16 protein-coding genes and 1 tRNA gene are annotated in these 12,827 nt (G+C 41.0%); 15 read left to right on the top strand and 2 right to left on the bottom strand.

Annotated features, from left to right (window positions below):
* The first annotated feature begins 290 nt into the window (after positions 1 to 290).
* The 6 genes from L1765_RS09630 (at position 291) to L1765_RS09605 (ending at position 6,615) form a co-directional block, all read left to right on the top strand.
* Positions 291 to 1,973: a DNA repair helicase XPB gene (locus L1765_RS09630; RefSeq protein ID WP_329610005.1), complete on the top strand. Its 1,683-nt coding sequence runs from the start codon at positions 291 to 293 to the stop codon at positions 1,971 to 1,973.
* Positions 1,970 to 3,829: a helicase-associated domain-containing protein gene (locus L1765_RS09625; RefSeq protein WP_236406675.1), complete on the top strand. Its 1,860-nt coding sequence runs from the start codon at positions 1,970 to 1,972 to the stop codon at positions 3,827 to 3,829. Before L1765_RS09630 ends, L1765_RS09625 begins: the two co-directional genes overlap by 4 nt.
* An 80-nt stretch (positions 3,830 to 3,909) precedes the next feature.
* Positions 3,910 to 4,368 (top strand): YlbF family regulator, encoded by a 459-nt coding sequence (locus tag L1765_RS09620; RefSeq protein WP_236406674.1) that lies wholly within the window; start codon positions 3,910 to 3,912, stop codon positions 4,366 to 4,368.
* A gap of 63 nt (positions 4,369 to 4,431) precedes the next feature.
* Positions 4,432 to 4,707 carry a YlbG family protein gene (locus L1765_RS09615; protein ID WP_236406672.1) on the top strand — a complete coding sequence of 92 codons (276 nt, stop codon included), beginning with the start codon at positions 4,432 to 4,434 and terminating at the stop codon, positions 4,705 to 4,707.
* A gap of 95 nt (positions 4,708 to 4,802) precedes the next feature.
* A complete protein-coding gene (locus L1765_RS09610) occupies positions 4,803 to 6,002 on the top strand; it encodes an MFS transporter (RefSeq protein ID WP_236406669.1) in 1,200 nt (399 codons plus the stop codon).
* A gap of 172 nt (positions 6,003 to 6,174) precedes the next feature.
* Positions 6,175 to 6,615 (top strand): universal stress protein, encoded by a 441-nt coding sequence (locus L1765_RS09605; protein WP_236406668.1) that lies wholly within the window; start codon positions 6,175 to 6,177, stop codon positions 6,613 to 6,615.
* An 82-nt stretch (positions 6,616 to 6,697) separates the two neighbouring features.
* Here the strand turns inward: L1765_RS09605 and L1765_RS09600 are convergent.
* A tRNA-Gln gene (locus tag L1765_RS09600) sits at positions 6,698 to 6,772 on the bottom strand.
* Between the two features lie 154 nt (positions 6,773 to 6,926).
* Between L1765_RS09600 and L1765_RS09595 the strand changes: the two genes are divergently transcribed.
* From L1765_RS09595 to L1765_RS09555, 9 genes are all read left to right on the top strand, one after another.
* A complete protein-coding gene (locus tag L1765_RS09595) occupies positions 6,927 to 8,027 on the top strand; it encodes a GspE/PulE family protein (RefSeq protein WP_236406666.1) in 1,101 nt (366 codons plus the stop codon).
* Positions 8,017 to 9,048, top strand: coding sequence for a type II secretion system F family protein (locus L1765_RS09590; protein ID WP_236406665.1), 1,032 nt, complete (start codon positions 8,017 to 8,019; stop codon positions 9,046 to 9,048). The genes L1765_RS09595 and L1765_RS09590 overlap by 11 nt, the downstream gene beginning before the upstream one ends.
* 16 nt (positions 9,049 to 9,064) lie before the next feature.
* Positions 9,065 to 9,409 carry a competence type IV pilus major pilin ComGC gene (locus L1765_RS09585; protein WP_236406663.1) on the top strand — a complete coding sequence of 115 codons (345 nt, stop codon included), beginning with the start codon at positions 9,065 to 9,067 and terminating at the stop codon, positions 9,407 to 9,409.
* A complete protein-coding gene (comGD, locus tag L1765_RS09580) occupies positions 9,396 to 9,905 on the top strand; it encodes a competence type IV pilus minor pilin ComGD (RefSeq protein WP_236406662.1) in 510 nt (169 codons plus the stop codon). The genes L1765_RS09585 and comGD overlap by 14 nt, the downstream gene beginning before the upstream one ends.
* Positions 9,902 to 10,255 (top strand): type IV pilus modification PilV family protein, encoded by a 354-nt coding sequence (locus L1765_RS09575; protein ID WP_236406660.1) that lies wholly within the window; start codon positions 9,902 to 9,904, stop codon positions 10,253 to 10,255. The genes comGD and L1765_RS09575 overlap by 4 nt, the downstream gene beginning before the upstream one ends.
* A complete protein-coding gene (locus L1765_RS09570; RefSeq protein ID WP_236406658.1) occupies positions 10,218 to 10,718 on the top strand; it encodes a competence type IV pilus minor pilin ComGF in 501 nt (166 codons plus the stop codon). Before L1765_RS09575 ends, L1765_RS09570 begins: the two co-directional genes overlap by 38 nt.
* 10 nt (positions 10,719 to 10,728) lie before the next feature.
* The gene (locus L1765_RS09565; protein WP_236406656.1) at positions 10,729 to 11,109 is read left to right on the top strand and encodes a hypothetical protein; all 381 of its coding nucleotides are present in this window, start codon (positions 10,729 to 10,731) and stop codon (positions 11,107 to 11,109) included.
* Positions 11,110 to 11,474: 365 nt separating this feature from the next.
* Positions 11,475 to 11,639 carry a YqzE family protein gene (locus L1765_RS09560; protein WP_236406653.1) on the top strand — a complete coding sequence of 55 codons (165 nt, stop codon included), beginning with the start codon at positions 11,475 to 11,477 and terminating at the stop codon, positions 11,637 to 11,639.
* Between the two features lie 11 nt (positions 11,640 to 11,650).
* Complete coding sequence (locus tag L1765_RS09555; RefSeq protein WP_236406651.1) at positions 11,651 to 11,890, top strand: YkuS family protein; 240 nt, start codon at positions 11,651 to 11,653, stop codon at positions 11,888 to 11,890.
* 59 nt (positions 11,891 to 11,949) lie between these two features.
* On the opposite strand, the gene L1765_RS09550 is transcribed toward L1765_RS09555, so the two are convergent.
* Positions 11,950 to 12,768, bottom strand: coding sequence for a hypothetical protein (locus L1765_RS09550; protein ID WP_236406648.1), 819 nt, complete (start codon positions 12,766 to 12,768; stop codon positions 11,950 to 11,952).
* Between the last annotated feature and the right edge of the window lie 59 nt (positions 12,769 to 12,827).

The following is a 12,827-nucleotide window of genomic DNA, read 5'->3' as shown; positions in this document are numbered from 1 at the left end:
GATCAGAGACAAACAGTAATTTGATATTCGTGCTCGCAGCAACAGGAATTTGTGCTCAATGATCGATGCTGTCCGTTTAGTTCGCGGGGTCTGATATTGCTACCACCATAAAGATTTACGACTTACCCATTCCCCTGTTCAATTTCAATTATGGAAAGATAACGATGATACAGTAACTAGGTAACTACTGGATGGAATTATTTTCATGCGAATTTGTGACCCTGCGGGTCATGTAAGTTTAGTTCCGGATCTATAGCAAATGCGGCTTTTAAAAGAAGGGTGACGCAGCGGTGATAAGTTATTCCAATCCTGTTATCGTCCTAAATGATGGCAACATCATGGCAGAAAGTGAACATGTTCTTTATTCAGAGGCAAGGGAGTTCCTCTTGCAATTTTCTGAACTGCTTAAAAGCCCCCAGGGGCTTCATACCTATCGAGTGACACCTCTGACATTATGGAACTCCGCTTCTATTGGTTGGACCTTTGATTTGCTTATGTCTCGTCTGGAAAGCTATTGCAAATTTCCCGTTCCTTCACACATAGAAGCACAATGGAAAGAGTGGCTGGAACGTTACGGGAAGATTGTTTTGGAAAAAGACGGGGGAACCCTCCGGCTCAGATTTAAAGATGAAAAGCTGGAAGAAAAAATTATCGGTCATCAAGAAATCATTCCATACATCAATAAAAAGAATGGGAAGTGGAGGGTAGCTCCTCGTGATCGGGGACTTTTAAAACAAAAATTATTGGGGGCAGGGTTTCCGGTTTACGATTTGGCAGGATATGATGACGGTAAACCTTTGCCTGTGTTTCTCAGGGACAAACTAAACGGGGTTCCACTTGTCTTAAGACCCTATCAAGTAAAGGCAATTGACACCTTTTACAGGGAAGGAAACGCCAATGGAGGCAACGGTGTCATCGTACTGCCCTGTGGCGCGGGGAAAACCGTTATCGGGTTGGGAATCATGGAAAAGTGCCAATGTGAAACACTGATTTTAACAAATAACACGACCTCTGTTCTCCAATGGAAACGAGAAATTATAGAAAAAACCAGTCTGGCTGAGGATCAGATTGGAATCTATGTGGGAACATGGAAAGAAGTGAAGCCAGTTACCATATCTACCTACCAAATGCTTACCTATCGTCAAACGGGAACGACCCGGTTTCCCCACTTCAGTTTATTTAATCGCAGGAGATGGGGACTTGTGATCTATGATGAAGTTCATCTGCTTCCTGCCCCCATCTTCAGGGTAACAGCAGAGATACAGGCGACCAGAAGATTGGGGTTAACCGCTGCATTGGTAAGAGAAGACGGATGTGAAGAAGATGTATTTGGTTTGGTGGGACCAAAGATATATGACATTCCCTGGAGGAAATTAGAAAAAGAAGGGTGGATCGCAAAAGCGGTCTGCTATGAAATTCGAATGGATTTGGGAGAAAAGGAAAGGGAGAAATATCTGTCGGCTTCACCCAAGCATCAATATCGGATTGCTGCCGAAAATCCTGGAAAGATGGAGGTGATTCGCCGACTATTAAAAAAGCATCAGGGAGAGAAAATATTGGTCATTGGACAGTATATTCATCAACTGAAAACCATATCAGCCATGACAGGAGCCCCTCTCATAACCGGAGAAACCAGTCAACTTGTGAGGGAATCCCAATATAATAAGTTTAATCGTGGAGAAATTTCGGTATTAATCGTATCCAAAGTAGCCAATTTTGCAGTAGATTTACCAGACGCCAGCATTGCCATTCAGGTTTCCGGTTCATTTGGTTCCAGACAGGAGGAGGCTCAGCGCCTTGGAAGACTGTTAAGGCCGAAAACGGATGACAGAACTTCCCATTTTTATTCATTGGTAACGAAACAGACAAAAGATGAAGAATTTGCGTTAAGAAGGCATCGTTTCCTCACGGAGCAAGGATATCAATATATCATTATGGATGAAAAGGATGAGAAAGTAGGTTTCCTTTCATGAGATTGAGAGAAGTTTTAAGCCAATTGTCATCTGAGACGGCTGACCAGTTGATTTCCTTTCACGGAAAGAAGTTTCTTCAAGAGATATATGAAGAAAAAAATTTACTGGATATCTACAGGAGACTAGGAGAAGTAGAGAAAAATATTCTCCACTTCTTTTTCATCTATATTGGGAATGGCTCCCTGTCGGAAAGGGAAAAAGATATGTGGCAGGGATGTTTTCCCCATTCCCACTTTCGCTACGGTTTGACAACATTGCGTCAAAAGGGTCTTGTTTTTACCCAAATAAGACCATGGGGAGAAAAAAGCTATCACATTCCGCTGGAAATTCGGGAAGCGATACTAAAAGATGGTTTAAAGGAAGCCGGGCTAGGTGAAGCCTCTTCTGACCTTTCACGGAATCGGGGCGGGAAAATCGGTCCCCATCATCGGCTTTTTCTTCTTCTATCCGAGTTGTCCAAGGAAAAAGTAAAATTAACGTCCCAAGGTAAGCTTTCCAAGGGATGGATGGAGAGGCTGGAAAGAATGAATGGCCTGCAGGAAAGTGCAGAACGTCTCGAGGTATCGATTAAAGCGATCCCTCCCTTTCTTAAACAAGAGTGGCTGGAAAAGCATTTCGTCCTAATTGCCCTATTATCCTACGCATGGTCTATGGAGTTTCTTAAGGAAGAGGGCGGGTATCTTGGCACCGATGAAACAAACGTTGTGAGGTGGCTAAAAAAAACGGAAGAAGAGATGGTTTATTCGTTTATTCAATGGTACAGCGATGATTTTTTTAATGGAGAACCTATGATTCAATCAGTGATTGTAGGGACCTATACTTATCAGGGCGAGATTGAAATCAACAGAGTATCCCAACTGTTGGAAAACCTGCCTGCTGGTGTTTCAGGGAACCATGTAAAGAGTCTGGATACATTTCTTCGTCTATTTAAAGAATTGGGACTAATCTCCTGGGAGAATGGCGATCATTTTTATTGGATCAAATGGCCGGATCAGATTAAGTTTGCACATGATGGGCATTTATATGTACAGCCAAACTTCGATATCCTGTTTTCCTGTCATACCCCTTTTTCCATCTGGTGGGAAGTGGCTCAGCTTGCAAAGTTGCAAACATTAGATTTAATGATTCAATACGGGCTGGACCCATCTAGTATATGCCATGTTTTAGACAAAGGTTGGACTGGAGAAGAAATTCATGATTTTTTAGAATCGGAAGCTAAGATACCACTCCCAGAATCAGTGTCACAATTCATAAAGGATTGGTCCCATCGCTATGGAGAGGTCTCGTTTTTTGAGGGAGTGGTGATGTCTGTCAGAACAAAGAGGTTAGCAAATGAATTGGAAATCCTATCGGAGATTTCTCCCTATTTGGTTGAAAAAATATCGGATACCCATTATTTAATCTCAAAGAGTCATTGGGAAACGATGATGAAAGGATTGGAGAAAAAAGGGTATTTACCCAGAAAACAAATCATCCCCGTTGGTGAAGGGGAAACGAAAGATAAAGAACATATTGCATCTGAGGAAAAAGCGGTTTATCCTATTCAAATAGAGGATACAATTCCGACCATTGAAGACGAAGTCCCTGAATTAAAGGAAGTTCCGGTTCAATGGTTCTCGCCCGTATCCAGATTTCATGGCCATACCTTAAAAGAAATGGCTGGACGCAGCAGAGGTTTGCAATTTCCTTTACGGATGCATGGGGAAAGGGGAGTACTTCACTTGATCCCGAATGAGGTCTGGGAAAGCCATCACGGAATATGGATCCAGGGAAAGGATGAAAACGGAAATGAAGTCATGCTCAATGCCGATGATATCAAAGCGATTCAGATGATTCTCCCACGGGGGTTGTCATAAATTTCCTCTGTCAGCTATACTTCTCACATCGCACAAAATGAAAAATGGTGTACAATAGAAAGTACGGAGGAGATGAAAATATGTCATTGGATATGAGCACAGTCATTTTAGAGGCCTATCACTTGGCTGATTTGATAAAGAGTTCAGAAGAAGTGGGCAATTATCTGTATTGGAAAAAACAAATGGATGAACATGAGGAGGCTCAGCAGATGATTGCTCAATTTAACCGTTTGAAGGAGAAATATGAGGAAGTTGAGCGTTTCGGCAAATACCATCCGGACTATGGGCGGGTTCAACAGGAAGTTTATGAAATGAGGCGAAAACTTCACTCCATTGATGTTGTCCGCCATTTTAAAGAAGCAGAGGATGCTTTGGATGAATTATTGTTTACCGTAAGCAGCACCATTGCCCATTCAGTTTCCAAAGAGATTAAGGTTCCATCCAACAATCCCCTTTATGCCTATGGTGGTGGATGTGGAACAGGGGGAACAGGCGGATCCCATGGATGTGGAACAGGCGGGGGATGCGGCTGCAAGTGATGGCGGTTAGCGATCGGGCAAAATATTGAAACAGAGATTTATGGTGAAGGAGAGGCAAAAACCATGATAGGAAAGCGTATTGGTTTGGCTGTATGGGTAAACCATGCAAAATCAGCCCGCCTTTTAAAAAAGTACGGGAATATTCATTATATTTCCCGAAGGATGAAATATGTGATTATCTATGTTGATGCCGATAAGGCGGATCAAGTCGTGGTACAGCTTGAAAAACTCAATTTTGTTTCGAAAGTGGAACGCTCTCATCGTCACGAAATTCCAATTGTTTATAAAAATTCCAAACCTGATAAGGCTAAAGAGTATGATTACCGGGTTGGATTGTAAAATAAAAAAAGAACGAAACAGGCACCTTTCAAATATGGAGGGTGTTTGTTTTTCGTTTTACGAAATATATAATAGAGGGGAAAGGGGCGCTTACGATGTGGAAAAGAAATCTGTATATCCTTTGTGTAACACAATTTTTGGTATTAGGAGCTATGAGTCTAATCATCCCCTTTTTACCCCTATACATACAAGAATTAGGAATCACTTCAGAAAAGGAAGTCACGGTTTGGTCGGGGGTTGTTTTTGGCGTCAATTTCTTATCTGCTTTTATTTTTTCTCCCATATGGGGAAATTTAGCAGATAAATATGGAAGGAAAATTATGCTTTTGCGGTCTGGGTACGGAATGGCCATTGTTGTTGCATTAACCGGCTTTGCCGCCAATGTTTGGCAGCTGGCATTACTGCGATTATTAAATGGTGTCGTTTCCGGCTTTATTCCTGCTTCTATTGCCTTAACAGCAACAAATACACCAAAAGAGAAAACAGGGTATGCATTAGGTTTGCTTCAAAGCGGTGCTGTGGCTGGTTCAATTATGGGTCCCTTTTTCGGTGGGTTATTGGCCGAATGGATTGGGTATCGTGCGGTTTTTTGGGTAACTGGGGCACTCATTTTTGTAGCTGCAGTGGTGGTTACATTTTTTGTTGTAGAAGAAAAAAAGCCAAATCCAAAGGATCAGGTAAGCACCGGATCATTTTTCGGAGATTTTAAGTTCATCCTAAAAACGGAGCCCTTATTATCTTTGTTCGTAGCAGGATTTCTTGTGCAATTTGCCATGTTAAATCCCATGCCTATTCTTCCCTTGTTTATTCAACAGCTTCAATCATCGGGTGAATATATCGCATTCTTTTCAGGGTTGGTTGCCGCCGTGACCGGGTTAGCCAATATGATTGCTTCGCCAACATTGGGCAAATGGGGAGATAAAAGGGGATCTGAAAAGGTGCTTTTTTATTCATTATTGGGAGCATCATTGATGTTTATTCCGCAGGCTCTGGTAACATCAGTAGGACAGCTTATTATTTTCCGTTTTTTACTGGGTCTTTGTATTGGCGGTCTGCTGCCATCGGTCAATTCTCTTATCCATCGTTACTCTCCCAAAGGAATGGAAAGCAGAACCTACGGATATAGCAACAGCGCCATTTTTTTGGGCAATATGTCAGGTCCCATTTTTGGCGGGTTGGTTGGCGGATGGATAGGGTTAAGGGCTGTTTTTTGGATAACAGCGGTATTTCTTTTGATAAATGCCATTTGGATCAAATATTTAATGAGGACATCGATGAAGAAAGAAATGTCTTAAGAACCACTGATTTTCACATAATGTTCACTCCTTCATGGACCTCTTTTCTATATAATGGTGATAACAAAGGGAGATTGAAAATCAACTATTCCTCATGATGGAGTGAAGATCATGGCCTGCTTGACCATGGTATAGTCAATGAAAACATTCTTCTTTGAGGGGAGGGAAAAAATTGTTCAAACATATCCTGGTTGCCTATGATGGATCTATCTTGAGCCAAAAAGCTTTAGAAATGGCGTTAACTTTAGCAGGGCAAAATGAAGGAAAAGTAACCATTCTCCACGTGATTAGAGAGATTGGCATGCCCCAATACCTTGTAGATGAATACTCCATCAGTCATATTAATTTTGAAGAGTTGGCGCGAAAAGAAGGGGAAAGGCTTTTACAAGAGGCAGAAAATTTCTGTAAAAGGTTGAATGGGAAGGTGCCTTATGAATTAAAGCTGCTTGTAGGTGATCCGGCAAAAACCATCTGTCAATCAGCGGAATCTTCCGACGTTCAAATGATTGTGATGGGAAGCAGGGGATTAGGTACTTTAAAAGGATTTATGTTAGGCAGCGTAAGCCATAAGGTTACTCAACTGGCTAAATGTCCGGTATTCATCGTCAAATGAAGTGATCAAATAAGATGGGAAATTGAATCCCATCTTTTTTTATTTCTTTTATTTCCTCGGAAAGGGCATAAAACGACAAAATTGGCTGGAGAGACAGGATTCGAACCTGCACATCACGGAGTCAAAGTCCGTTGCCTTACCGCTTGGCTACTCTCCATAACACGATACTTATATTATGGCAAGTTTTATTTATTTCATACAACGAAAATAATGTAAAAAAATATAAAAAAATAGAAGGAATTACATAGATTCTGTCGAATGGTAATCAATAATGTTTCCGGAAATTATAGTATTACAAGGTGGTTTATACCATGGATAAAACACCCAATATTGATCATATATTGAAGGATGCCGTTGAAAAGAGGGCAAGTGATGTTCACATCGAGCCTTCTGACGAAAAAATAATGATTCGAATCAGGATTGATGGGATGCTTTTTCCCTATGAAACCTATTCAAGGAATGCCCACTCTGCTTTAATCTCTAAACTAAAGGTACTGGGTGGAATGGATATAGGGGAGAGAAGAAGACCTCAGGACGGCGGTTTTTCTAGAAATATTGGTGACATCCATTTGGATATCCGCATTTCTACAATCCCCACTATCCAAGGAGAAAAAATGGTGTTAAGACTGTTAAGGAAGGATAGTTATTATAAAGAGATACAACAGCTGGGATTGGAAAAAGAGGAATGTGAGCAATTTCTCCATCTCTTGTCCCAACCCTATGGAATGATTCTGGTCACCGGACCCACGGGTTCAGGAAAAACAACCACGTTGTATGCTGCGCTTCAGCATTTAAGGAACAGACAGGTAAATATTACAACTCTTGAAGATCCAGTGGAATACCGAATGGACGGAGTGAATCAAATTCAAGTAAACCCCAAAGCCGGTGTTACTTTTTCTGCAGGCCTTCGCTCTATACTAAGGCAGGACCCGGATATCATTATGCTGGGTGAGATTCGGGACAAGGAAACCGCAGACATTGCACTTCGTGCTGCATTAACCGGACATTTGGTTCTCGCTACACTTCATACTAAAGATTGTGTCACTGCCATTTTTCGCCTGATCGATATGGGAATTGAGCCCTTTCTCGTATCTTCTGCGCTGACAGGGATTGTTGCTCAGCGTCTTATACGGCGGTCTTGTTTGCATTGTGTTCAATATGAAAAGAAAATGGAGCTTTGTCCTGTGTGCCATGGAACCGGATATCATGGTCGGAAGGCTGTCTTTGAACTGCTTCCCATTGATGAAGACTTGGAACGGTTGATCAACCAAAGTTCATCGATAAAATCTATAAGGGACTATTCGGAGAAAAAGGGAGTCATTACTTTGAAAAAAAGAGTCATGGATTTGGTAGATAAAGAGATAACCACGTATTCCGAATATAAGAGGGTGGTGTTTACCCATGTGGAATAAAAGATGGACACTTCAAAGCGTATCCTCACTCTGTTTTCAGTTGGGAGAGCTTCTTCAATCAGGGATTCCTCTCCGTGAAGCCCTTCTGTTTTTACATGGTCAAAAAGGTCCTTATCAAGAGAGATTTTATAAAATGGTCGCCTCAATAGAACAAGGCGAAAACCTGTCCAAAACATTTAGCAGGGAAACATTTCCCTCTATGCTAATTAGCCTCGTGGGGATGGCAGAAGAGAGGGGAGGACTAGCAGAAACGTTAACTTATTGCGGCCGGTATTATCAAGAAAAATTAAAATACCGGCAGGAGTTATTTCAAACAATTGCCTACCCGTTGTTCATCATGCTGTTTCTTGTTTCAGCTGTGATCTTGTTATTTACCGTCGTAGTTCCCCGTTTCCAATCCCTCTATTCTTCGATGCAAATAACCTTGCCTTCCGTTACGCTTACTTTTTTGGAGATCATTCATTTCCTTAAGCAATATGGGATTTATTTTTTAGCAGCCGTCATTTTGCTGCCGGTTGTCATGTTTCTCATGTATCGATGGACCACATGGCTGGACCATGCCCCTTTTCTGTTATTGCATATTCCTGGAATTCGGTATCTGCTTCGTATACAAGCCAGTAAGTATATCGCCTTGCAATTAGGATATTTGCTGGAAGCAGGGATTCCCCTTTTAAAGAGTATCAACATTATGAGAGAGAACATTCCCTGGAAATTTTATCTACACACGATTGAAGCGGTGGAAAATCAATTGCTTGAAGGGGAACTGCTAAGTGAGGCAATGAAGAAACAGCCGATATTTTTAGATATTCTTTCAAAGATGGTTTCTATGGGTGAACAGACCGGACAGTTGGGAAAACAGCTGTTGTCCGTCGGACAAGCCCTTGAATTGGAGTGGAGAAGGGTCATTTATCATAGTACACGTCTAATTGGCCCCATATCATTGATAATCATTGGAATTCTGGTCCTCATTGTGGTCGTTACTTTGTTTTTACCCATTTTTTATTTGATGGAAAATATTTGATGGGAGTGATTAAATCGTGAAGGAGGAAAATGGATTTACCTTGGTCGAAGTGATTATCGTTTTATTTATCATGGGGATTTTGATCTCTTTGGCCATGCCCACGTTTCAGGGTGCCATTGAAAATGCCCAAAAAAAAGGATGTGAAGCCAATCTAAAAATGCTTCGTACCCAGGTGGAGAACTACTATTACGATAATGACCGAACTTATCCCAGTGAAACGGATTGGATGAATACTCTGATTAACGAAAAATATTTACAAGCTACACCTACATGTTCTGCCGGAGGAAGTTATAGTCTTGATACGACAACGACACCTGCAAAAGTAAAATGTATAGGTGTAAATGGACATGAAACTTTATAACCAAGATTGGCAGTTTGTTTTATCATCTGATCGATCACCTGATGTATCAAAGGGAGAAAGGGGATTTACCCTGCTGGAGCTCACTGTGGTTCTATCCATTCTCACTATTTTTCTTTCCTTGGTTCTCCCTAGCATAGAGACAACCTATTCCAGGTGGCAGACGAAAAAGTTGGTGGAACAAATTGAGGCTGATCTTACCTTTGCTAGACTAAAGGCCCAGGCAAATGAAAGAAGCATTGAAATCAAGTTTGTTCCAACCGGTTATTACTATTGGGTGAAGGAATTAGACGGAACGAAGAATGAGGAATTAAAACGAATTTATTATTCAAAAGATATTACCATTTCCACCAATTACAGCTATCATATCATTACTTTTAATTCCTTCGGGCATGTCTATCGGGGAGGAGTCATTGATGTGGCAGATAAAACCGGAAAAAAATATCGTTTCACCCTATTTCTCGACAGCGGAGTGTTTAATCTGGTGAAGATATCATGAGGAGTTATGAAGAAGGTTTTAGCCTGTTGGAAACGCTAATTTCAATTACCATTGCCATGATGGTGGTCATCCCACTTTATTCCTATTTCCAACAAATTTTGTTAGCATGGGACTCCTTATCGGCGGAAAGGGAAGCCATTTTGTTGGTAAAGGAGGAACTGGAGAAATGGAAAGCAAATGGCGGGAATTGGAACGCAATGATTGCTAGAAATGGACAAAGCTATGTTGTGGAAGTGGTGTCCATAAGCCAAGGATCATTAGAAAAAGGAACAGTCATCCTCTCCTGGGAGGAATGGGGGGGAGTGAGGAAGATTGAATTATCTACCTATCGTTTTATTGGTTCTCCATAAAATAAAGGAAAGCGTTGAAGGAAAAATAAAAAAAAATCAGCGGGGTTTTACCCTATTGGAAACCAGTATTCAATTGATGTTGGTCACAATAATTCTTGGGACAGTTCTCCCGCTGCAAAACCATTTGTACCAGTGGATGGAAAACAAGCGAACCTTGTATCAGCTTCAGATTGAAGCCCTGTCGTTCTCTGCCTATCTTGATGAGGAAGCAATTCTGGGTGAAGAATTTTATACCGGTCCTTCCAAGCTATTTTTTAGAAATTGTGAAAACGATCTGATCACCATTCAACTTTACGGATATTATCTGATAAAAAGAGTCAATGGAATGGGATATGTACCCATAGCCAAATATGTGAAGTCTGCTCGATTTGTTCCAGCCGTAAATGGTATTAAAGCAGATATTTTGTTTTCAAAGGGAGATGTAGAATTGCCCTTTTCAACATTTATCGCAAGAAAGTATTAGGGGTGGTAACATGGGAAATGAAAGAGGGTCTGTATTCATCGTAGTGATCCTATTTACGTTCCTTTCCATCACCTTTTTTCTTTTTTTGCTGGAGAAATTTTTATCCCAAAGGGAAATGGTAGATGTCCAGTGGGGCCGCTTACAAGCAAAATATGGGGCGGAAGCTGGAGTTTCAATCCTTCGTGAAAAAATAAAGGAAAATTCTGATTCGATCTCCTCATTTTCTTTTCAATGGGAAGGAGGGGAAGGAGAGGTTACCATCATCGATACGGATTCAGATGTTCTTAAAGCTAATGTATTTATGGAATGGCCGCCTCAATACCGACAAACCGTTTATGTGGAGGTTTATATGCCGGAGAACAAAATTATCCATTGGCATGAGAACAGGTAGGTGTAAATTTTTTCGTTTCATCCATATGGGCGGAACTAAACTTACATGACCCTACGGGTCACAAATTGATATGAAAAGGTATTTTCATATCAAAGAATTTACTAAGGATAGCCTTCGAGTTCGTGCTTTAGCGTTGGGGTAAAAGAGCGGGAATTAGCCGTCAAACTGACTCCATCTTTGAAATCCCCAGATGTTTTTGATGGTTCCGTTCTTTAGCCTCAAAGCGGACATGAATCACATCTGGGTCGAACTCGACCAGCGGACGTGTAAATCATTAGTTTCGTTATACAGGGTCTGAATCTGTAGAATGGATAGAATGAAGGAGAAGAAAATGGGTTAAGATAATACCGAGGAGGAGGATGAACGTGTCGTCCAATGATTTGGTCAAATATCTTACTGTTGAAATGGTTCGTTTTCTGGAAAAACCAAGGAAAGAAAATAAACGGGAAGAAGTCAAAATTCGTGAAAATTGGTCTTCCCGATGGTTTGGCCTTATTCCATTCTCTTTAAAAATGTGGATGAAACGCTAAGGAGGTCTATTATGATAAGAATAGCTGTTGAGGACACCCTTACCAACGTTGAAGACATGCTGAAAAATAACGGATATGATGTCGTAAGATTAGGCAGTTATGCACAAAATGTGGATTGTATTGTGATATCGGGCCAGGATAAAGATATGATGGGTATAGAAAACAGCACAACGGGTATACCTGTTGTAAATGCCCAGGGATTAACTGCAGAAGAAGTGTACAGCATCGTTCATGAACGAGTCAAACAATAGATGATCAGGGGCTACCTAAAACTAAATGGGTAAGCCCCTGTTTCTGCAAATGCTCACCTTCAGGGAAGGGTATAAAAATTTCCTTTTTTTTCTGCATAGGACAGGGGGATGTACCGAAGCCCTTCATCCTCAATCCCCAAGAAAGATACATTGCTCCATTGATGGAACGATTTTACAATAAACGGGGCAATGATTTTGCCATCAAACAGGGAAGCAACGTAAGCGATCCGATTTCCTTCTGAAATCCAGTTTTTTTTAAAAGATGGATTGGATGGAGAAGAAAGCCAAAACAAATAATCCCAGGGTGTTTCTCCCCAATCAAGCAATAATTTTTGACCTGTTAATGTTTCATTGGTAAAAACCCCGTTGTAATCAATCTTTTCCGGGTAAGGGAGATCGGAGGGATAGATTTCTCCCGTTTTTCCATCTATCCTAAATGGGTCAGGAGAGTCTTTCCAGACAAAATAGGATTCCAAACCGGAATAGATTTTTACATTCCGGCTTCGTACTAATTCCCGATTCGATGGAATGGGAAGAAACGCATCATCAAATAATGAATAAGGTCCAGATCCATATTCCAATATGGAAAATGTGATTTTTCCGTTCACTTCGGTTTCCTGTACGATAAAATAGCCTATGATCTCCTTATTTTTTTTAACCTGGACCAACCATTCTTTAGAATTTGGCCCCAAAGCTTCTTTTTCAAGGGTTGCCCCTTTCCATGAGGCAAATAATGGATCTTTTGACAGCTGATCGATCCATTGGGTGATTTGCTCATTCCAGTTTTCTCCCCAGGTTTTTTGAGCCCATATCACCGACGGAGGAAAGAAAAACATAAATAGGATCAAAAAGATACACAGATATGGCTGGAGTTTCAAAATGACCACCTTCCTTAAACAGTCCGCTATAACATGATCATAGCCAATCAAAAAAGAAA

The organism is Microaerobacter geothermalis (genome assembly GCF_021608135.1).
Lineage (GTDB): Bacteria > Bacillota > Bacilli > DSM-22679 > DSM-22679 > Microaerobacter > Microaerobacter geothermalis.
This window is presented reverse-complemented; position numbering and strand designations above follow the sequence as displayed.